Here is a 21,485-nt window from a genome sequence, read left to right as displayed (position 1 = left end):
TGATAGGCGTGTCCGATCAGAGTTATCAACCCACCCTGTCGCAGCTGCGTGCCTTCGTGGCAGTCGCGAAGTATCGCCATTTCGGTACTGCGGCTACGAGATTGAATGTGAGCCAGCCCACTCTTTCTCAGGCGTTGGCGGCTCTCGAGAACGGTCTCGGGGTCCATCTGATCGAGCGCAGCACCCGTCGCGTGCTGGTGACTCCGGCGGGCGCACGACTGTTGCCGCAGGCGCAGGTGATCCTCGACGCGGCCGACGGTTTCGTCGCCGCGGCCGCCGGCGCCTCCGACGGATTGTCCGGCCCGCTCCGTCTGGGGTTCATACCCACGGTCGCCCCCTACGTGCTGCCGGATCTGCTTCCCGCGCTCGGTGTGACGATGCCCAACCTGGTGCTCCACGTCGTCGAGGACCAGACCGCGCGGCTGCTCGGAGCGCTGCGGGCGGGGACACTCGACGCTGCGGTGGTGGCGCTGCCCTCCGACATCTCCGGGGTGGTCGAAATGCCGTTGTATTCCGAGGACTTCGTGCTCGTCGTGCCCAAGGGGCACGAGCTGGCCGGTCGTACGGACGTGCCGCTCTCCGCTCTCGACAACGCCCCCTTGCTGCTGCTCGACGAGGGGCACTGCCTGCGTGACCAGACACTCGATCTGTGCCGGTCCGTCGACGCCCGGCCGGTGGCCGGCGACACCCGCGCGACATCCCTCGCGACCGTCGTGCGGTGCGTCGCGGGGGGACTGGGGATCACGCTCGTTCCCGCGTCGTCGATTCCGGTCGAGACGGCGCGCGGAGATCTTGCGATGGCGTACTTCGCATCTCCCGCGCCGAGCCGCACCGTCGGGCTGGTCGTCCGGTCGTCCACCGCCCGCGCGGCCGACTATCGGGCGCTGGCCGATCTCATCAGGATGCAACTGCCTCCGCAGGTCCGTCCCATCGCCTGAGTGCGCGTCAGCCGCGTCCCTTGCGGGGCCGGCCCGAACCCTTGGGCCGGGTGGCTTTGCCGCCTCGTGCCTTGGGCTTCTTGTCGCCGACGACGCGCCGCGGCTGGGATCCTTGTCGTTCCCCGCGCCGAGGACCCTTGCGGTCCTTGGTGTTCTCCGCGGGGGTTTCCGAATCCTGTTGCCGTCCCCGGGAACTGTTGGCGGTGCGGCCGCGGACGATACCGACGAACGTGTCGACGAGATCGGTGGTGTTCTCGGTCATCCACACGAGCCCGACCTGCGATGCGGGCGCATCGGTGACGGGCCGGTAGGTGAGGTCCTTGCGATGGTGGAGGCGGGCGAGCGACTGAGGAGTGACGAGCACACCGACCTCGGAGGCCACGTGGGAGATCGCGGTCTCCGTGTCGGCGGGTCGCTCGAACGCCTCTTCGCCGGGGAAGGTGGCCCAGTCCAGCACGTCGTCGAGCGGGTGCAGCACCGTTTCGTCGGCGAGATCGGCGACGGAGATGGAGTCGACCGCGGCGATCGCATGTTCCTTCGGAACAACCACCACGGAGGCCTCGGTGTAGAGGTTGATCACCGACAGTCCGTCCCGCTCGAGGGGCAGGCGCAGCAGAGCGATGTCCGCGGTTCCGTCCCGCAGGGGGTCGGCGCCCGCCGTCGGTTCCACGGGGACGAGTTCGATCGGGACGTCCGGCATACGTTCGATCCACACCCGGACCCACTTGGTGGGGGTGACCCCAGGGACATAGGCCAGCCGGAACGCCTGCGCGGACTCTTCGTTCACCTGGTCAGGTTACCGGTACGGCGCGTGCCCGAACCGCGTCAGCCCTCTGCCACCTCGAACTCGTCGAACACCACCTCGCCTGCCGCATCCGACTCCGCGAGGTTGACCTCGGCGAGCAGTGCCCATCCGTGGTCGCCCTGAGGATCGTGCAGCGTTTGGCGGACCCGCCACACGTCGGTGTCCATCTCCACCGAGAAGAGTTGCGGCCCACGGGCGTCGGACCCGGTACCGATCTCGGAGTACTCCTCGAAGTACAACTCGAGGAGGTCCTCCCAGTCCTCCGCATCCAGACCGTCACCGAGCTGGGCGAGGTCGTACCAACGGCGGCGCGCCGCGAGTTCCACGCGCTTGAACATCGCATTGCGGACCATGACCTTGAAGGCACGCGTGTTCGCGGACAGCGGCCGCGGAACGTCGGCCCCGAACGCGACCTGCTGGTCGTCCGATTCGACACCCGGGTTCGTCAGCGATTCCCATTCGTCGAGCAGGGACGAATCGACCTGCCGGATGAGCTCACCGAGCCACTCGATGATGTCCTCGAGTTCCTCGGTGCGCGCCACGTCCGGCACCGTCTGGCGCAGCGCGCGGTAGGCGTCGGCGAGGTACCGCAGCACGAGCCCTTCCGATCGCGCGAGACCGTAGTGGCTCACCAATTCGGAGAAGGTCATCGCGCGCTCGATCATGTCGCGCACCACCGATTTCGGGGACAACGGCGTCTCCGACACCCAGGGATGGCCCCCGCGATAGGTCTCGAACGCCGGATCGAGCAGCTCGGCGAGCGGCTTCGGCCAGGTGACCTCCTCCAGCAATTCCATGCGCTCGTCGTACTCGATACCGTCGGCCTTCATCTGGGCCACGGCTTCCCCGCGTGCCGCGTGCTGCTGCGCCATGAGGATCTGCCGGGGATCGTCGAGCGTCGATTCGATCACCGAGACGACATCGAGGGCGTAGCCGGGAGCATCGATGTCGAGCAGTTCGATCGCGGCCAGTGCGAAAGGCGACAACGGCTGGTTCAGCGCGAAATCGCGCTGGAGATCGACCGTCAACCGGGCCCTGCGGCCGTATTCGTCGGGTTCGTCGAGTTGCTGGACCACACCGGCCTGGAGCAGACCCCGGTAGAGGGAGATCGCCTTGAGGATGTGCTTGCGCTGCGCGGGCCGGGGTTCGTGATTGTCCTCGAGCAGATGCCGCATGGCGTCGAAACAGTTGCCGGGCCGCGCGATCACGTTGAGCAGCATCGAGTTGCTCACGGCGAACCGCGACTGCATCGGTTCCGGCGACGCGACGATGAGCTTGTCGAACGTGCCCTCACCCCACGAGACGAACCCCTCCGGCGCCTTCTTCCGCTGCACCTTGCGGCGCTTCTTCGGGTCCTCGCCCGCCTTCGCGAGGGCCCGGACGTTCTCGATCTCGTGCTCGGGCGCCTGCACGACGACCGTGCCCATGGTGTCGTACCCGGCCCGGCCGGCGCGGCCCGCGATCTGGTGGAATTCACGCGCCTTGAGCTGCCGCGTGCGGGTGCCGTCGTACTTGGTCAGTCCGGTGAGCAGCACCGTGCGGATCGGAACGTTGATTCCGACACCCAGCGTGTCGGTGCCGCAGATCACCTTCAAAAGACCGTCCTGCGCGAGCTTTTCGATCAATCTCCGGTACTTGGGCAGCATTCCCGCGTGGTGGACGCCGATGCCGTGCCGCACGAGCCGGGACAGGGTCTTGCCGAATCCCGTCGAGAACCGGAATTCGCCGAGTGCGGCCGCGATCGCCTCCTTCTCGGCTTTCGTGCACATGTTGACGCTGGTCAGTGCCTGGGCACGCTCGAGCGCGGCGGCCTGGGTGAAGTGGACGACGTACACCGGTGCCTGGTGAGTGGTGACCAGCTCTTCGATCGCTTCACCGATGGGGGCCTGCGAATACGAGAAGGTCAGGGGCACCGGTCGCTCGGTCCCCGAGACCTCGACGGTCGGGCGCCCGGTGCGACGAGTGAGGTCCTTCTGGAGGAACGACACGTCCCCGAGGGTCGCGGACATGAGCAGGAACTGCGCGTGGGGCAGTTCGATGAGGGGCACCTGCCAGGCCCATCCGCGGTCGGGGTCGGAGTAGAAATGGAACTCGTCCATGACCACCTGGCCGATGTCCGAGTCCGGGCCTTCACGCAGCGCGAGGTTGGCGACGATCTCCGCGGTCGCGCAGATGATCGGGGCGGTCGGGTTCACCGAGGCGTCGCCGGTCATCATCCCGACCCGGTCGGCTCCGAAGACCTCGCACAATGCGAAGAACTTCTCGCTGACGAGCGCCTTGATCGGTGCGGTGTAGAACGTGCGCTTGCCGGCCGCGAGCGCGAAGAAATGGGCTCCGATCGCCACCATCGATTTGCCCGACCCCGTGGGCGTCGCGAGGATCACGTGCGAACCGCCCACGAGTTCCATCAGCGCTTCCTCCTGCGCCGGGTAGAGCGACAGTCCCCGATCCGTCGTCCAGGAGGTGAAGGCGTCGAAGAGGGTGTCGTCGTCGACGGGGTCGGGTATCAGATCGGGAAGCAGCACTGCTCCAGGCTAGTCGCCCGGTGGCGAGGGCCTTTCCGCGCTGCCGTTCCGTCGCGGCAGCGGACCGCGAGGCCTGCTACGTGGCGCTGCGCTCGTCGGACTCCATCACGTCGAGCACGGCCATGCGGGTGGCCGGGCCGCCGGTGATGCGCGATTCGCTCACCCCGGAGACGAGGAGCTTCCGCCAGCTCTCCTCGTCGAACTGCAGGGGAGCGGTGTTGTCGAGGAAGTTCTCCACGACCCGGAGGAAACGCAGGGGATCGTCCCGGAACGGGAAGTGGCCGGCGCCGCGGAACACTTCGAGCCGGGAACCGGGCATCGCGGAATGCGCGAGGTAAGCGTGCCCCACCGGAATGACGCTGTCGCGGTCGCCCCAGATCAGCTGCACCGGCAGATCCTCGGTGAGGTAACTGCGGTCGAGCATGGTCACCACCTGGCCACGCCAGTCGACAACCGCCCGCAGGGTCCGCAGATAGGCCTGGCACGCCGTCGGATCCGGAAGTTCGCCGAGGATACGTACCAGGTCGGAGGCGTCGTGCAGGAGTGCGCCGGGCTTGAGCGGCGACTTGTTGAGCTGGCCCAGCGCGGAGCCGGCAAGCCTCATGGCGGGCATCGCACCCGGTATGCGCAGGAGCTTGAGCACCTCGCTGACGACGGGTACCGACACCATGCGCAGGACAGGGTGGACGTCCTTGGTGACGCCGCCCGACGACACGAGCACGAGTCGCTCGACCCTGCCCGGGAACTGGTACGCGAACTGCATCGCGACTCCGCCGCCGAGGGAGTGGCCGACGACCGTAACCTTGTCGATCCCGAGCACCGACAGCAGGTCACGCATGCCGTTGGCATACGCGGCGACGGAGTAGTCGGCTCGCGGCTTGTCCGATCGGCCGTGGCCGAGCAGATCGGGGGCGATCACGGTGTACTTCTCGGCGAGGTGCGGAATCACGTCCGTCCACGTCGACGAGTTGTCACCGATACCGTGGATGAGCAGCAGCGCAGGCCCGCTGCCGGCCATCCGGAACGCGCGCCGGTAGCCGTGGATCGTGCGGAAGACCATGCGCGGTTCCTTGTCGGGAACCGGGCGGAGCTTCCTCGGACGCGCTGTGGTCATCACCGTCTCCTGCCGACGTGGGGAGGCACCTACGTACGGCCGGTTTCTCGACCTGACGGTAATCGCCGCCCGGAGTCACTCTTGCATGCCGCGAGAGCGTACCGAGTGTATGTGACGCGATGGGCGACGATCGTAACGGTCATGAAACGTCCCACCGTGGACCCGCCGCGTCGTGACGCGCCCCGTTCCGCTCAGAGCGACTGATCGGTATCGTCGTCGCCGCGCTGGTCGTATTCCGCGAGGAAGCGCTCGAATTCCGCCCCGAGTTCCTCGCCGGTCGGCAGATTCTCGTCGGTCGGCAGGGGAGAGGTCTGCTGTTCCTGCGCGGCCACGTAGCTGTCGTACTGCCGTTCGAGGGCCTGCACCACTCCCTGTACTTCCTCGTTGCCCTCGATGTGCTCGTCGATCTGCTCACGGACCCGTGCCGCGGCCTCGTCGAGTGCCTGCAGCGGAATGTCGAGATCGCCGATCTCCGCCACGTGGGTGAGAAGCGTCTCGGCGGCCGCCGGGTAGTCGGTCTGTGCCAGGTAGTGCGGCACGTGCACGGAGAATCCCACCGACTCGTGTCCGTGCTGCGCCATGCGGAGCTCGAGCAGCGACGACGCCCCCGCCGGAATCTGCAACTCACCGGACCAGCGGTGGTGGCCGGCGATGAGGTCCTTGTTCGTGGAGTGGGCGGTAACCGAGAGCGGCCTGGTGTGCGGTGTCGCCATCGGGATGGAGTTGAGGCCGATCGTGCGCCGCACGCCGAACTGCTCGGCGAGCAGGCGCACCGCGGTGATGAACCGCTCCCATTTGAGATCCGGTTCGCTGCCCGCAAGCAGCAGGAACGGAGTTCCCGCATTGTCGATGAGGGCGTACAGGTTCAGCTCGGGGGCCGCATAGTCGGAGAAATGGTCCGACTTGAAGGTCATCAGCGGTCGCCGGGAGCGGTAGTCGATGAGGTCGTCGACCGCGAACGACGCCACGAGTTCGGTCTCGAGCGTCTCCCTCAGATGCGTGGTGGCCAGCCGGACCGAATGTCCGGCGTCCGCGAACCCTTCGAGGCCGTGAACGAGAACCGGACCCTGCCCGTCGGTGGTCATGAGTTGTGGAGCCGGGAACTCCAGCTCGTACATCCGGGACTGCTCGTCCATTGGGGAACCACTCCGATCACACTGCGCCGTCGTAGCCTTCCCGCCGGTGCAGCACCGGCGTGGCATGGTGGTGTCCGAGTCTAATTGAAGCGGCGGTGGCGATTTCCCGGGTCCGGGCCCCGCTGGACTGTGGACGACGGAGGTTCGGGTGGCGAAGTGCGACGCTCCACGGTGCAGGACCGCCGACGACCCTCGCCCGCCCCGCCCGGCCGCGCGCCGCACGATCACGGCAGCGATACTCCTCACCGGCGCATCAGTCCTGGTCGCAGCGTGCACGACCAGCATTTCCGGTGTCGCACGCCCCGAGGCCACGCCGCACACCGGCAGCCCGCCGGCCACCGCGGCGCCGCCACCCGGCGCCGCTCCCGGTAGCGGAAGCACCCCAGCCGAATTGCTCTTGCCGGTCGACCGCTTCCCGGAGCCGTACAGTGCCGTGGTCCTGCCCCCGCAGGCGGTGGCGCAGGCGGCGCCGGACCTCACCGGGATCCCACCGGGTGCCCGCGTGAACCCAGGCGGCTGCCTGCCGCCGCCGCAGGACTACGGGCCGGGAGGGACGGCGATGGCCGTCGGCACCGACACCGGCGGCCGCGCCACGCTCAGCGTCGAAGTGACGACCCCGGCGGAGCCCCTCGCGGACTACCGTCGCCACCTGGTCGAGTGCGCGCGGGTCGAGGCCACCCACCGGGGCGTCACCGCGACCGTCACCACGGCGCTCGAACCCGACCCGCCGGTGCTCGTCCCGGGCTCGGAGACACTGGCGTTGTCCCGGACGGTCACCTCGGGGGAAGGCCCGGACGCTCTCGCTCAGTCGATACTCACGCATACCGCCCAACTCGGGGACGTGCGCGTGCTGGTGACGTACATGTCGTTCGAATCGGGCGCCGCGGACGCCGAGAACGTCGATCGGGTCTACGCGGACGCGGTGCGGTACGCGCTCGAAGCCCGGCCACGGTAGACGCGGGTACCCACGCGCCGGCCACGTGCGTCCGCGGCGGTACCGGCACGCCGCGCGGTTGTCCACAGAGCGCGGGTCGATCCCCAGAGCGCACCGATGGAGCCCCGGAGGCACCGGACCTGTCCTCGGGCCGGGAGACCGTTCGGGCATGACCACACCCACCTCGTCCTCACGCCCGCTCCGCCTCACCGATATCGGAGACCTGATCGCAGCGGTGCCCGCGCTGCTCGGGTTCCGTCCCGCGCGCTCCCTCGTCGTTCTCAGCCTCTCGCCCGTGACAACCCGGCCGGGTGAGACGGGGGCCGCCACGATCGGAGCGGTGATGCGGCACGACCTGTTGCTCGACGGACCCCGAGACGGGACGCAGGACCCGATGCGCGAGGCGTTCCGCCGGTTCCGTGCCGTGTGCGCACGTGAGGAAGCCGACTCGGTGATCGCGATCCTCGTCGACGACAGGCTTCAGGACCCTCACGGACCTGCCGCCGGCCGTGCTCACGCCCTCCTCGAGGAGTTCGCCGCCTATCTCGCGACCGCCGACATCGTGCTCGGCGGTGCGCTCGCGGTCCCCGCCATCGATGCCGGCGCAACGTGGTTCGTTCCCGGTCGCGACGATTCCGGGACGGTGCCCGACCCGGACGCCTCCGTCGTGGCGGCCACCCGGGTGTTCGACGGCAACCCCATCCGGCGAACTCGCAGCGAACTCACCACACTCCTCGAGCCCTACCCGGCGAGTTTCCGCGCCGACGTCGCGAGCAGGCTCGACGCGGCCGTGCACGCCCGCGACCTCGCGTACGAGCGTGCCGAACGGAGCGGAGGATCCGCCGCCGCCGACCGGGCCGAACTGGAAACCCTCCTGGCCCTGGTCCTCCCGGGCCGCGACGGGGAACATCTGCTGCCGGGGGAATGCGCCGAACTGGCTGTGATCCTTGCGAACCGGACCGTCCGGGACGCCGCGCTGGCCCTCGCAACAGGACCGTGGGCGGGCGCCGCCGAACGCCTCTGGGTGGATCTGGTACGCGCCCTGCCCGACCCCGAACGCGCCGATGCGGCCGCACTGGTGGCGTTCGGAGCGTACGTGCGCGGCGACGGGCCGTTCGCCGGCGTCGCTCTCGGGGTCGCGCTGGAATCCGATCCGCGACACCGGCTTTCCGATCTACTCGATCAGGCGTTGCAGGCAGGGTTGCGTCCTGACGCGATCAGGAGCCTCGCAGCGACCGGATACGAGATCGCCGCGAGACTGGGTGTCGCACTACCGCAGGACGGACCTGCCCGGTGACTCAGCCGCGACGTGCGGCGTGCGAGCGATCGCCGAGGCTCTTGGTGAATTCCCAGGCGTCCGAGACGATCTCGTCGATATCGGTGTGTTTCGGAGCCCATCCGAGTTCGTTCATCGCCCGAGCACTCGACGCGATCAGCACCGCGGGATCGCCGGCCCGGCGGGGGGCGTCGACCGACGCGATCGGCAGTCCCGTGACGCGTTCGCACGCAGCGATCACTTCTCGGACACTGAAACCTTCACCGCTGCCGAGGTTGTAGATGCGGTGGCGACCCGGTTCCGACCGCGTGAGCGCCAGGACATGCGCGTCGGCGAGATCCTTGACATGGATGTAGTCGCGCACCGCGGTCCCGTCCTTGGTGGGCCAGTCGGTGCCGAACACGGAGATGTGGTCTCGCTGCCCGAGCGCCACCTGCAACACCAGGGGAATCAGGTGGGTCTCCACCGTCCGGTTCTCACCTGCACCGCCGTACGCCCCGGCGACGTTGAAGTACCGCAGGCTCGTCGCCGCCAGACCGTGCGCGTGGGAGTACGACGAAATCGCATGATCGATGGCCAGCTTGGACGCGCCGTACGGATTGGTGGGTCTCGTCGGTGCGTCCTCGACGATCGGTACCTCGTCGGGCTCACCGTAAGTCGCCGCCGTCGACGAGAACACCAGACGGGGAGTGCGCGATCGCCGGATCGCCTCGAGCAGCGTCAAGGTTGTGACGACGTTGCCCTGCCAATACTTTTCCGGGTGTTCGACGGATTCGCCGACGAGCGACTGCGCGCCGAAGTGCAGCACGCCGTCGAAGCGGGGGCCGTCGTCACCGGAGCCGAGGACCTCGGTCGCGACCGTCGCGATGTCGCCTTCGACGAATTCGGCACCGGTGGGGACCGCGTCGGCGTTGCCTGTGGACAGGTCGTCGACCACAACCACCTCGTGGCCTTGTTCGAGCAGCACTGTGCTGCACACGCTGCCCACATACCCGGCACCGCCGGTCACCAGAAGTCTCACGCTGTGGATCCCCTCTTCACAGGCCCGCCGCGGGCCTGTGAAGAGGTCTGCATCAAACCTGTTTCACCTGCACGGCGTGGGCCATCTCGTCGGAAAGCTCGAAGCTGTTGTGCCCGGCCACGGTGATGGTCACCGAGCCCGGGCGCGTCTCGACTGTAACGCGCGCGTCCGGGACGACTCCGGCCTCACGCAGGCGCGCGATGACATCGGGGTCGGACTGCACGTATTCGGCGAGCCGACGCACCACGACCGCGGTCGGTTTACCGGCGGGAATCTCCGTCAGCCGAACCAGCTTCTCGTCGGGAGCAGCATCCTTGTCCAAGCCCAGCTGTGCCAGGCCGGGGATCGGGTTTCCGTACGGGGACGTCGTCGGGTTGTTGAGCACCTCGACCAGTCGCCGCTCGACCTCCTCGCTCATCACGTGCTCCCAACGGCACGCCTCGGCATGCACGTTCTCCCAGTCGAGGCCGATCACGTCGACGAGGAGTCGCTCCGCGAGACGGTGCTTGCGCATGACCGACACCGCGAGGTCGCGGCCTTTCTCGGTCAGTTGCAGATGGCGGTCGCCGGCGACGCGCAACAGGCCGTCCCGCTCCATGCGGGCGACCGTCTGGCTGACGGTGGGTCCACTCTGCTCGAGGCGTTCGGCGATGCGCGCACGCAACGGCACGACGCCTTCCTCTTCCAGATCGTAGATCGTCCGGAGATACATCTCCGTGGTATCGACCAGGTCCTTCACTCTCACACCCCTTCGTCTGCGCCGATTCTAACCGTGCGAATAGGGCGGTGGGGGTGCCCTTGGTTGCTCGCGCGTCCCATCCCGGACCAGTAGCGTCTGTGTTCATGACCACTAGCTCCACCGCCGAGGGCGGTACGACACAATTGGGCGGCGATCGAGTGGTGGTGTGGAGCCCCGAATACCTCGACTACCGGTGGGGCCCGACACACCCGATGAACCCCACGCGGCTCGATCTCACCATGGCGCTGTCGAAGAGTATCGGTCTGCTCGAGGGTGTCGAGACGGTCCATCCGTCTCCCGCGGACGATGTGGACCTGCTGCGCATCCACACCCCGGCCTACCTCGATGCCGTCAAACGGGCCGGCGCGGTCGCCCCCGGTACCGCTGCCGTCGCCGACGCCCCGCACGGCCTGGGTACCGAGGACAATCCGATCTTCCCCCGCATGCACGAGGCGAGTGCCACCCTCGCCGGCGGCACACTCGCCGCCGCCCGGGAGATCGCCTCGGGCCGGACCCGGCGCGCGGTGAGCATCGGCGGGGGAATGCACCACGCGATGGCCGACTGGGCCGCCGGATTCTGCGTCTACAACGACGCCGCGATCGCGATCTCCTGGCTTCTCGACAACGGCTACGACCGCATCGCCTACGTGGACGTCGACGCGCATCACGGTGACGGAGTCCAGCACGCCTTTCTCGGCGACCCGCGGGTGCTCACCATCTCTCTCCACCAGCACCCCGCGACGCTGTGGCCCAACACCGGATGGTCGAGTGAGGTGGGCGCGGGTGAGGCCGAGGGGACCTCGATCAACATGCCGGTTCTGCCCGGCACTGTCGATTCCTTGTGGCTGAGGGCTTTTCACGCGGTGGTGCCCGGAGCGCTCGCTGCGTTCCGCCCGCAGATCCTCATCAGCCAGTGCGGCGCCGACAGTCACCGCGAGGATCCTCTCGCAGATCTGGCGCTGACCGTCGACGGTCAGCGGGCCTCCTATCTCGCCATGCGTGATCTCGCGGACCGGCACTGCGAAGGCCGCTGGCTCGCAGTCGGCGGCGGCGGTTACGGGTTGGTTCGCGTCGTGCCCCGGGCATGGACCCACCTCATCGCGGCGGCGCTCGACCGCGAGATCGACCCCACCACCGCCGTTCCGGAAGACTGGCGCGAACGGGTCGGCGCCCTCGCACCCGGAGTGGATCTGCCGACCGTCATGGGGGAGGACTCGGACGTGTCCTACCTTCCCTGGGACGGCCCGGGAGGTACCCCGGAAACCGGGGTGGCGTCTCTCGATCGGGCGCTCACCCGTATCGACTCGGCGATCATCGCCACACGCCGATCGGCGTTCCCGCTGCTCGGCCTGGATCCGGAGGACCCGCGTGACTGAATCCCAGCAAGTACCGGCGGACCCGGGCCTCGAGTCCGGGAAAAGCGAGGCGGAGATCGCTGCCGATGCGGCACGCGAGCGCGCGCTCAGCGTCGCCCGGGACTATCCCCGTCACTGGGTCGCCGACGTCCTGGCCTCCGATGGCGGCGTCGTGCATCTGCGGCCCATCGTCCCCGAGGACGCCGACCGCATCGTGGAGTTCCACAGCAAACTGTCGGAACGGACCCGGTACCTGCGGTACTTCGGGCCGTATCCCACGATTTCGAAGAAGGACCTGTTCCGGTTCACCGTCGTCGATCACCACACCCGTGTCGCGTTCGTGGCGCTGCTCGGCGACGAGATCATCGCGGTCGGGCGGTACGAAGGACTCCCGGACGAGGGGGACGGGTTGTCCGCCGAGGTCGCGTTCACCGTCGCCGACGCGCATCAGGGGCGCGGTCTGGGGCCGATCCTGCTCGAGCATCTCGCGGGTGCGGCAGCCGAGAACGGCCTGCACACCTTCGTCGCGGAGGTTCTCGCCGAGAACCGGCACATGATCACGGTGTTCCGCGAAGCGGGATACCAGGTCAGCCGCAGTTTCGAGGGCGGGGTGGTGCGACTCGAGTTCGCCATCGACCCCACCGAAGCGCTCGTCTCGGTGCGGAACGCCCGCGAACGCGCCGCCGAGGCGCGCAGCGTCCGCAACATCCTCGGCCCCGGCAGCGTCGCGGTGATCGGTGCGTCCACCGACAGCCGCAAGGTCGGTAATGCGGTGCTCGTGAACATGCTGCGCAGCGGGTTCACCGGACCGGTGTACCCGGTCAACGCGGAACACCGATCGGTGCGGGGGGTGCGCGCCTACCCCACGGTCCGCGACATCCCGGACGAGGTCGACCTCGCGATCGCCGCGGTGCCCGCCGAGTCCATCGACGCCGTACTCGACGACTGTCTCGCCAAAGGCGTCAAGGCGCTGCTCGTCGTCTCGTCCGGATTCGGCGAAACCGGGCCGGAGGGGCGCGACGCGGAACGGCGACTCGCCCTCGCCGCCCGCTCCCACGGCATGCGGCTGATCGGCCCGAACGCGCTCGGCGTGGCCAACAACGATCCGTCGATTCTGCTCAACGCGACCCTGGCACCGGTACTTCCGTCGCTCGGCAACGTCGGCTTCTTCTGCCAATCGGGCGCTCTGGGTATCGCCATCCTCGACGAGGCCGCGAAGACCGGGGTGGGCCTGTCGTCGTTCGTCTCCGCCGGCAACCGCGCCGACCTGTCCGGCAACGACCTGCTGCAGTACTGGGACACCGACCCGGCGACCGAGGTGGTGCTGCTGTACCTCGAGAGCTTCGGCAACCCGCGCAAATTCTCGCGGATCGCCCGCCGGGTGGCGCGCAGCAAACCGATCGTGGCGGTCAAGAGCGGACGCCATGCCGTACCGCCGGCCCTCGCGGCACGTACCGGCGAAATGGACGACACCATGGTGCGCAGTCTGTTCGAACAGGCCGGTGTCGTGCAGGTGGAATCCATTGCGCAACTGTTCGACTCGGCTCTGCTCTTCGGGTATCAGCCGCTGCCCGCCGGGCCGCGAGTTGCCGTCATCGGCAATTCCACGGCTCTCGGTGTGCTCGCGGTCGACGCCGCACGCGGTGAAGGACTCGTGGCACCGGAGTCGGTGGACCTCGGGCCGCAAGCGACCCCGGACGAGTTCGCCGAGGCCGTGGCGCACGCATTGGATTCGGCGAGCATCGATGCGGTGATCGCGGTGTTCGTGCCACCGGTCGCGGTGGACGTGCAACCGTTCGCCCAGGCACTGCGCGATGCGGTCTCCGGATCCGACAAGCCCGTGGTGACGACCTTCCTCGCCACCGAAGGCATCCCGGATGTTCTCGCCGTGCGCGATTCCGCCGGCAACCCCACCCGCGGGTCGGTGCCGTCGTACCCGGGGCCCGAGCGTGCGGCCAAGGCGCTCGCGCGGGCATGGCGTTATGCGAAGTGGCGCAGCAGGCCGCCGTCGCAGGTGGTGCGCCCGGCGGGGATCGATCCCGACCGGGCCCGCGCGCTCGTCCAGGGGTGGCTCGAGACCACTCCCGAGGGCAGGTACCTGTCCGACACGGAGGCGGCGCTGCTACTGGCGTGTTACGGCGTGCACGTCGCGGATTTCCGGGCGGTGACCACCGAGTCCGAAGCGGTCGCGGCGGCGAAGGAGATCGGTTTTCCGGTCGCCGTGAAAGCCACCGGGGCGCAGTGGCGCCATCGTCCCGACCTGAGTGGGGTACGGCTCGATCTCGTCGACGCGGAATCCGTGCGGATCGCGTACCGCGACCTTGCGGCGATGTCGGGCGAGCCGCTGCTGCACGTGCAGAAGATGGCGGTCAAAGGCATCGGATGTGCGATCCGCGTGCAGGACGATCCGTCGTTCGGCGCACTCATCTCGTTCGGCCTCGCCGGTGTCATCTCCGACCTTCTCGGCGACCGGGCGTACCGGGTGCTGCCCCTGACCGAGGACGAAGCGGCCGAACTGATCGACGCACCGAAGGCCGCACCGCTGCTCTCCGGCTACCGCAACGCGGCCCCGGTGCACAAGGCGGCGCTGGTGGATTTCGTCCAGCGGATCTCGGCTCTCGCCGACGATCTGCCCGAGGTGCGCGATCTCGTCTGTGAGCCGCTGCTCGCGTCCCCTGTGGGTGTGGAACTGACCGACGCCCACGTGCGGGTCGGCCCGGAACCGCACCCGCTCGATCTGGGGCCCCGGCGCCTGCGCTGACCGCCGATCCGCGGGGGCGCCCCACAGACAAGACGATCCCCGAGGACCCAGCCCGGTCCTCGGGGATCTTTTACCGCTGACGCGCCCGGTCAGCTGGCATATGCGCGAAGGCGATCTGCGCGTTCGCCCTCGCGAAGCTTGCTCATCACTTCGCGTTCGATCTGCCGGACCCGCTCGCGCGACAACCCGAACAGCTTGCCGATCTGGTCGAGCGTGCGGGGCTGTCCGTCGTCGAGGCCGTACCGCAGGCGGATTACCTGCTGCTCGCGCTCGTCGAGCGTGCCCAGCACGGTCCGGACGTCGCTGTGCAGCAGTCCCGCGATGACGGCGTTCTCGGCGGACGTGGCTTCGGCGTCTTCGATGAAGTCACCGAGCGGCGCCTCCTCGTCGTTGCCGACCGGCATGTCGAGGCTCACCGGGTCGCGGCTGTGGTCGAGCAGATCGGCGATCTTCTCGACCGCGATGCCCGATTCGCTCGACAGTTCCGCATCGGTGGCTTCCCGGCCGAGTTGCTGGTGCAACTCACGCTTGATCCGGGCGAGCTTGTTGACCTGCTCGACGAGGTGGACGGGCAGGCGGATCGTGCGGCTCTGGTCGGCCATGCCGCGGGTGATGGCCTGACGGATCCACCACGTGGCATAGGTCGAGAACTTGAAGCCCTTCGCGTAGTCGAACTTCTCCATCGCGCGGATCAGGCCGAGGTTGCCTTCCTGGATCAGGTCCAGCAGGGGCATACCACGTCCGGTGTACCGCTTCGCGAGCGAAACCACGAGACGCAGATTCGCCTCGAGCAGATGGCTGCGGGCGGCCTGGCCTTCGCGAACGACGATCGACAGGTCGCGCTTCTTCGCAGCAGTGAGCCGCTTCTTGGTCTCGAGCACGTGCTTGGCATACAGACCGGCCTCGATCCGCTTGGCCAGCTCCACCTCGTCGGCTGCCGTCAGCAGAGCTGTCTTGCCGATCCCGTTCAGATAAACGCGGACGAGATCAGCGGCGGGGCTCTGGCTGTCGATGTCCGAATCGACGCGAGCGGTTGTTGCGGGGCGTGCCATGACGTGCCTCCTCATCGGTGGTGTCTTACAAGCTTCAACGCTCGGAAGCCCACCGATAGTTCCCGTAAGACTGTGAGCACGACCGCACTGACCTGCGGAAACCTGCCGCTCGTCCTGAGAAGTTCCTGAGAGATCGTCCAGGCGGAACCCGCCACCGCCGCAGACGCCGGAATCAGGCCGGTTCGACCAGTCCGTGCCGGACCAGACCCTGGACGAGCGAGACGGCGTGCGTTGTCAGCGCGTCCTCGTCTTCCCCGTGTGCGGCGGCAAGCAACGTCACCAGGTCCTCCAACGGCAATCCGTCGGCCCGGAATCCTGCGAGCAGCGCGGCGGCGAGGTCGTCGATCTCGTGTTGCCACCCGGGTCCGTTGCCGCGGTGCACGCGGACGACGGCTTCTTTCCAGCCCTCCGCGCCGGGAAGATAGACCCGCTCGAGGGCGGTGTCGGGCCGCAGAGTGAACCGCGCGCCGAGCACATCGTGGTTCCGGAGCCACTCGACGCGCCGGAAGTAGTCGATCGCCTCGTCCCCGAGGGAATCGGTGGATCCGTGCCGTAGGTCTTCGGCGAGCACGTCCGACGGGCCGTCGGTCCGCCTCAGATAGACGAATCCGAACCCGACGCCCTCGACGCCGTTGCGTTCGAAGTGGTCGAGCCACTGCTCGGCGAGGGCTGCACCGTCGGGGTCGCGCTCGTCGGCGTCGCCGTCGCGCAGCCACGTCCCCACGTAGAGCGCGGGGTCCGCGACGTCTCGCTGGACGACCCAGGCGTCGACGCCGTGCGCAGGGAGCCAGGAGGCGACGCGGGCCCGCCAGTCCTCACCGTCGACGTGCACCCACGACGCGAGCATCGCAGCGGTTCCACCGGGGTTCAGATACCGGACCGCCTGCGAGACCATCAGCTTGCTGGCGCCGTCGAGATCCATCCCGGAGTCCCGGTAACTGTGCTCGACGTCGCCGGTGCTCACCACGAACGGCGGGTTCGCGACGATGCGATCGAATGTCCTGCCCGCGACCGGCTCGAACCACGATCCCTCGAGCAGTTCCAGGTCGATCTCGTTGAGCGCCGCGCCGGCGGCGGTGAGGGTCAGGCACCGCGGCGTGATGTCGGTTGCGGTCACCGTCTCCGCGTACTCGGCGGCGCGGATCGCCTGGACGCCACATCCGGTGCCCAGATCGAGCACCGATCCGACCCGGTCGGTGGGAGTGGCGTGGAGCAGCGACAGGGAGGCCTGCCCGACGCCGAGAACGTGGTCGGGGCGGGTGACGGTGGGGCGGAGAGAGCCGTCGAGGTCCGAGAGCAACCACCGCGTGCCGGTCCCGGCGTCGAACGGGCGGAGGTCGAGTGCGGCGCGCACGCCGTCACCGTCGCGTTCGAGGAGTCCGGCCCGGATCGCGTCGGCCGGGGACAGGGGAGCGAGCGCGCGTGCCACGTCGTGCTCGGGGCAGGTGTCCTGCAAAAGGAACAGGCGCACGAGCAGGCCCAGATCACCGGCCCCGCGGGCCGCGCGGCGCGCCGGTACCGGCTCCCCGCGACCGTATGCGGCGTGCGCCTCGGGCCCGAGCAGTTCCCGCACGGCGTCGAGGTCGTAGCGGGATCGGTTCAGCGCCGTGCGCAGGGCAGGGCAGATCGACAGAAGCAGGTCGCGGTCCACCCCGGCATTCTCGCAGGGCGTCGTGCGTCAGCCGTCGATGACCCGGCGGTCGGGTGCCTCGATGGCGGGGTTCGTGTCGAAACGGCCGTCCCAGCGGCTCGGCTCGTCTTTGCTGCGCGGCGGCCGATCGTTGGCGATCAGCACGGCGACCCAGGGGAGCGGGATCGACAGGCCGATGATGGCCATCGATATCCAGGGGTTTTCGAAGACGCCGTACGCGATCGCCGCCAGGATGAGCGCGGGGATACGGAACGACATCAACGTGAGGTATTTGCGGACCCGCGCTCGGTGCTGGTCCTCGAGAGACGCCGACGCCTCCGTGATCAGAACCGGGTTATCGGGCGATCCGTGGTCGGGAGATCCACCGAAACCTGAAGTTCTTGCCATAGCCTCCACCTTCCCACGACAGGTCCCGAGATGCACACGCGCATCCTCGGCCGTCGTGCGGCATCATGGATACGTGAGCACGGATACCAAGGAACGGCCGGATACCACCCCCGACGAGACGACCGAGGACGATACTCCCAAGTTCTTCCACTACGTGAAGAAGGACAAGATCGCGGAGAGCGCGGTCATGGGAACCCACGTGGTTGCGTTGTGCGGCGAGGTTTTCCCTGTGACGCGATCGCCCAAACCCGGTTCGCCGGTGTGCCCCGAGTGCAAGAAGGTCTATGAAGGCCTCCGCAGAGGCGGCGAGTGAGCCTCGGGCTCGGTTCCGGCGCCCGGATCCAGCGGTAGTACATCGGCATCGTCGGCCGGGGGAGAACTCTCTTCCCCGGCCGCTTCTGCATATTCGGGTGCGGTGCTGTCCGGACGGGGCCGGTCGACTTTCGTGCCGCCCCGCTCGAGTTCCATGCACTCCCCGTCGGTGTCGGCTCGCTCGTGCCGGTCGATCGGGCACGCCTCGGGTTGCTGGTCTCCCGGGCGCAACAGATCGGAAATCCGGATCGGGCTGGCCGCGGTGAGCCGCCGCGTGAGGTTGGTGACCGGACCGAGTTCGGGTGACGGCACCTGATCGGCCTGCGCCGACAGCCACTCTTTCCACTGTTCCATCCTGGTCGCACGCGCCGGCCAGAACTCCTGAACGGTCGCGTTGAACTCGGCGCCCAGCACGACCGCGAATCCCAGGAAGAACGTGAACAGCAGGAACGCGATGGGCGCGGCCAGCGCTCCGTAGGTGTACCCGGTCGACGCGATGATCGTCAGGTACCAGCGCAGTCCCACGCTCGCGGCGATGAAGAACGCGCCGGCGACCAGCGCACCTCCGAGCAGCCGGTGCCAGGGCAGCGACTTCGGCAGGGCCACCTTGTAGAGCGTGGTGAGACCGAGGAGCAGCAGCAGTCCGACACCCGGGTAGTAGAACGTGTCGACGATGCTCGATCCGAGCGTGTACCAGGAGTCGGGCAGCAACCGGCCGATCATCGTCGGGCCCAGAGCGACGAGCGGCAGGGTGAACACCGCCAGGATGAGAAACATCACGTAGAGCAGCAGTCCGAAGATGCGCTGCCAGATCGGGTTGCGGTGGTTCTGCTGATGGTGGGCTTCCACGATCGAATCGACGAAGGTGGCAATCGCCGACGACCCCGCCCACAGCGACAGCACGAACCCGACGGACATCACGTCGGCGCGCCCGCGGTTGAGGACATCCTCGACCGTGGGCTGGATGATCTGGTCCACCACGCTGTCGCTGAACGCCGTACGGGTGAACGTGACGATCTTGGAGGTGATGATGTCCACCGTGTCGGGTCCGAACCATCCGCCCACGTAACCGAGGCTGCCGAGCAGCCCGAGCAGCAGTGGCGGCAACGACAGTGTCTGCCAGAAGGCCGCGGTTGCCGCCTTGCTGAAGATCGAGTGATTCCAGGACATCGCCAAGGTGTGGCCGATGACCTGCCCAGTCCGGCGTACCGCGTGCCGCAGGCGGCCGCGGGGCTGAGAGGTGGGGGATCGGGGTGTGTCGTTCATCTGCTTCCAGCATTCCCGACGACGTGCCGTCATGCGCGTAGCCGGGCCGGTAGGTGCAGGGAAAGTCTGCCACGATCCCGCCGGAGGTGATCGTCGGCGCGCGGTTCGTGACCGGGATCGGCGCGCGGAGACGTTAGGCTTCATGACGGTCGGCGTCCGGTCGAGGCGCACTGCGTCGCGGCACCGGCGGAGGTCGATCAGAGCTATGCGGACAAGGAGCACGAGAAACCGGTGAGCATCGAAACCGTCGGACAAGCTACGACCTCCGCCCCGGCGGGACAGCTGCGCGCCTGGCAGCGTCGCGCCCTGACCAAGTACCTGGCGACCAAGCCTCGTGATTTCCTGGCGGTGGCGACCCCGGGCGCCGGCAAGACCACCTTCGCGCTGCGTGTCGCGTCGGAACTGCTGCGCGACCGCACCGTCGATCAGATCACGGTGGTCGCGCCCACCGAACACCTCAAGCATCAGTGGGCGGCGGGTGCCGCGCGCGTCGGTATCGCCCTCGACTCGAATTTCTCGAACTCGACGGGCCAGACCTCGAGTGATTTCCAGGGTGTGGTCGTCACGTATGCACAGGTGGCCTCGCACCCCTTCAAACACCGGGTACGCACCGAAGCGCGCCGCACCCTCGTCATCCTCGACGAGATCCACCACGGTGGTGACGCCAAGAGCTGGGGTGAGGGCATCCGTGAGGCATTCGGTGACGCCACCCGGCGTCTCGCGCTGACCGGTACCCCGTTCCGCAGTGACGACAGCGCCATTCCGTTCGTCACGTACGAGCCGAACGGTGACGGACTGATGCAGTCCAAAGCCGACCACTCCTACGGGTACGCCGACGCCCTCGCCGACGGCGTGGTGCGGCCCGTGGTGTTCCTCGCCTATTCGGGCGAGGCGCGGTGGCGTACCAATGCGGGGGAGGAGTTCACCGCACGCCTCGGCGAGCCGCTGAGCGCCGAACAGACGGCGCGAGCGTGGCGTACCGCTCTCGATCCCGAGGGCGACTGGATCCCGGCCGTTCTGCGGGCGGCGAACACCCGCCTCGAACAGTTGCGTGCCGGGGGGATGCCCGACGCCGGTGGGCTCGTCATCGCGACGGATCAGACAGTCGCCCGCGCGTATGCCCGAGCGCTCGAGGTCATCACCGGGGAGGCGCCCGCTGTCGTCCTGTCCGACGATCCCACCGCCTCGAAGCGGATCTCGGAGTTCAGCGCCAGCACCCAGCGCTGGATGGTCGCGGTGCGAATGGTGTCGGAAGGCGTCGACGTGCCCCGTCTCGCAGTGGGGGTGTACGCGACGAGCGCCTCCACCCCGCTGTACTTCGCGCAGGCGATCGGACGGTTCGTGCGTGCACGCCGCAAAGGCGAGACCGCCAGCGTCTTCCTCCCGTCCGTTCCGGTCCTCCTCGACCTCGCCAGCCAGCTCGAGGCTCAGCGCGACCACATTCTCGGCAAACCCCACCGGGTGAAGGAGGGGTTCGACGACGAGTTGCTCGCCGACGCCAATCGCCGCAAGGACGAGCCGGGGGAGGACGAGAAGGCGTTCCAGTCGCTCGGTGCCGACGCCGAACTCGATCAGGTGATCTACGACGGTTCCTCGTTCGGCACCGCCACGTTCTCCGGGAGCGACGAGGAAGCCGACTATCTGGGGTTGCCCGGCCTGCTCGACGCGGACCAGATGCGAGCCCTGCTGCGGCAACGTCAGGAACAGCAACTCGAGAAGCCGAAAGCGGTTCCCGCGCACGAACCTCCCCCTCAGGTCACGGAGCGGGTCGCGACCGCCGATTCGCTGGCGCAGTTGCGTCGTGAGCTCAATTCGCTCGTCGCGGTGGTACACCACCGGACCGGTAAGCCGCACGGGGTGATCCACGGGGATTTGCGCCGGCAGTGCGGAGGTCCGCCGACGGCGATGGCCAATGTCGAGCAGTTGCGAGATCGGATCGCGATCCTGCGGACCTGGTGACAGACGGAGAGCCGGAACAGACGGAAGCGGGGGGCCCCAACAGGGGGTGTGGGCCGCCGCGGGGGGGGTGTGGGGGGGGGGGGGTCCCCCCCCGCCCCCCCGCCGGCGGGGCGGGGGGGGGGGGGGGGGGGGGGGGGGGGGGGGGGGGCCCGGGCCCCCCACCGCACGCCCCGCCTCGGTCAATTCCGACGGGCTCGCGTGGACCGTGCCGCCGTAGGTCTCGATCAGGAAGCGCCGGTAGGGCTTGGAGTCGT

General features: G+C 68.4%; 17 protein-coding genes. 7 read left to right on the top strand and 10 right to left on the bottom strand.

From position 1 onward, the window contains the following. Window positions 1–8 precede the first annotated feature (8 nt). Window positions 9–938, top strand: a complete 930-nt coding sequence (locus tag ACFWBU_RS16140; protein WP_169620659.1) for a hydrogen peroxide-inducible genes activator — start codon at window positions 9–11, stop codon at window positions 936–938. Window positions 939–945: 7 nt separating this feature from the next. Here ACFWBU_RS16140 and ACFWBU_RS16135 read toward each other — a convergent pair whose 3' ends face one another. The 4 genes from ACFWBU_RS16135 to ACFWBU_RS16120 all read right to left on the bottom strand — a co-directional run bounded on the left by ACFWBU_RS16135 (window position 946) and on the right by ACFWBU_RS16120 (window position 6,518). Next, the gene (locus tag ACFWBU_RS16135) at window positions 946–1,725 is read right to left on the bottom strand and encodes a LysR family substrate-binding domain-containing protein (protein ID WP_378528722.1); all 780 of its coding nucleotides are present in this window, start codon (window positions 1,723–1,725) and stop codon (window positions 946–948) included. 38 nt (window positions 1,726–1,763) lie between these two features. After that, window positions 1,764–4,268: a DEAD/DEAH box helicase gene (locus ACFWBU_RS16130; RefSeq protein WP_378528721.1), complete on the bottom strand. Its 2,505-nt coding sequence runs from the start codon at window positions 4,266–4,268 to the stop codon at window positions 1,764–1,766. Between the two features lie 76 nt (window positions 4,269–4,344). After that, window positions 4,345–5,382, bottom strand: coding sequence for an alpha/beta fold hydrolase (locus tag ACFWBU_RS16125; RefSeq protein ID WP_169620662.1), 1,038 nt, complete (start codon window positions 5,380–5,382; stop codon window positions 4,345–4,347). A 191-nt stretch (window positions 5,383–5,573) separates the two neighbouring features. Beyond that, the gene (locus ACFWBU_RS16120) at window positions 5,574–6,518 is read right to left on the bottom strand and encodes a proteasome assembly chaperone family protein (RefSeq protein WP_169620663.1); all 945 of its coding nucleotides are present in this window, start codon (window positions 6,516–6,518) and stop codon (window positions 5,574–5,576) included. Between the two features lie 148 nt (window positions 6,519–6,666). Here ACFWBU_RS16120 and ACFWBU_RS16115 point away from each other — a divergent pair, with 148 nt between their 5' ends. Beyond that, a complete protein-coding gene (locus ACFWBU_RS16115) occupies window positions 6,667–7,473 on the top strand; it encodes a sensor domain-containing protein (RefSeq protein ID WP_346765352.1) in 807 nt (268 codons plus the stop codon). 148 nt (window positions 7,474–7,621) lie between these two features. Next, a complete protein-coding gene (locus ACFWBU_RS16110; RefSeq protein WP_169620664.1) occupies window positions 7,622–8,749 on the top strand; it encodes a DUF4192 domain-containing protein in 1,128 nt (375 codons plus the stop codon). A gap of 1 nt (window position 8,750) precedes the next feature. Here the strand turns inward: ACFWBU_RS16110 and galE are convergent, their stop codons facing one another. Both galE and ACFWBU_RS16100 read right to left on the bottom strand, forming a co-directional pair. Next, entirely contained in the window at window positions 8,751–9,749 is a 999-nt protein-coding gene (galE, locus tag ACFWBU_RS16105) for a UDP-glucose 4-epimerase GalE (protein WP_169620665.1), read from the bottom strand. 52 nt (window positions 9,750–9,801) lie between these two features. Next, complete coding sequence (locus ACFWBU_RS16100; RefSeq protein WP_169620666.1) at window positions 9,802–10,488, bottom strand: metal-dependent transcriptional regulator; 687 nt, start codon at window positions 10,486–10,488, stop codon at window positions 9,802–9,804. A 104-nt stretch (window positions 10,489–10,592) separates the two neighbouring features. Here ACFWBU_RS16100 and ACFWBU_RS16095 point away from each other — a divergent pair, with 104 nt between their 5' ends. Further along, window positions 10,593–11,864 (top strand): acetoin utilization protein AcuC, encoded by a 1,272-nt coding sequence (locus ACFWBU_RS16095; RefSeq protein WP_296551177.1) that lies wholly within the window; start codon window positions 10,593–10,595, stop codon window positions 11,862–11,864. Window positions 11,865–11,919: 55 nt separating this feature from the next. Next, window positions 11,920–14,604, top strand: a complete 2,685-nt coding sequence (locus ACFWBU_RS16090) for a bifunctional GNAT family N-acetyltransferase/acetate--CoA ligase family protein (protein ID WP_169620733.1) — start codon at window positions 11,920–11,922, stop codon at window positions 14,602–14,604. 89 nt (window positions 14,605–14,693) lie between these two features. Here the strand turns inward: ACFWBU_RS16090 and ACFWBU_RS16085 are convergent, their stop codons facing one another. The 3 genes from ACFWBU_RS16085 to ACFWBU_RS16075 form a co-directional block, all read right to left on the bottom strand. Then, entirely contained in the window at window positions 14,694–15,656 is a 963-nt protein-coding gene (locus ACFWBU_RS16085; protein WP_169620668.1) for a sigma-70 family RNA polymerase sigma factor, read from the bottom strand. Between the two features lie 172 nt (window positions 15,657–15,828). After that, window positions 15,829–17,307, bottom strand: a complete 1,479-nt coding sequence (locus ACFWBU_RS16080) for a methyltransferase (RefSeq protein WP_378528720.1) — start codon at window positions 17,305–17,307, stop codon at window positions 15,829–15,831. Between the two features lie 27 nt (window positions 17,308–17,334). Beyond that, a complete protein-coding gene (locus ACFWBU_RS16075) occupies window positions 17,335–17,694 on the bottom strand; it encodes a DUF3099 domain-containing protein (protein ID WP_169620670.1) in 360 nt (119 codons plus the stop codon). Window positions 17,695–17,767: 73 nt separating this feature from the next. Between ACFWBU_RS16075 and ACFWBU_RS16070 the strand changes: the two genes are divergently transcribed. After that, the gene (locus tag ACFWBU_RS16070) at window positions 17,768–18,007 is read left to right on the top strand and encodes a DUF3039 domain-containing protein (RefSeq protein ID WP_169620671.1); all 240 of its coding nucleotides are present in this window, start codon (window positions 17,768–17,770) and stop codon (window positions 18,005–18,007) included. Here the strand turns inward: ACFWBU_RS16070 and ACFWBU_RS16065 are convergent. Beyond that, window positions 17,977–19,272, bottom strand: a complete 1,296-nt coding sequence (locus ACFWBU_RS16065; protein ID WP_240952122.1) for a YihY/virulence factor BrkB family protein — start codon at window positions 19,270–19,272, stop codon at window positions 17,977–17,979. The genes ACFWBU_RS16070 and ACFWBU_RS16065 overlap by 31 nt on opposite strands. Before the next feature lie 231 nt (window positions 19,273–19,503). Here ACFWBU_RS16065 and ACFWBU_RS16060 point away from each other — a divergent pair, with 231 nt between their 5' ends. Further along, complete coding sequence (locus ACFWBU_RS16060; protein WP_378528719.1) at window positions 19,504–21,231, top strand: DEAD/DEAH box helicase; 1,728 nt, start codon at window positions 19,504–19,506, stop codon at window positions 21,229–21,231. The last annotated feature ends 254 nt before the right edge of the window (window positions 21,232–21,485 follow it).

Source organism: Rhodococcus sp. NPDC060084, from assembly GCF_042730335.1.
In the GTDB taxonomy this organism is placed as follows: domain Bacteria; phylum Actinomycetota; class Actinomycetes; order Mycobacteriales; family Mycobacteriaceae; genus Rhodococcus.
This window is presented reverse-complemented; position numbering and strand designations above follow the sequence as displayed.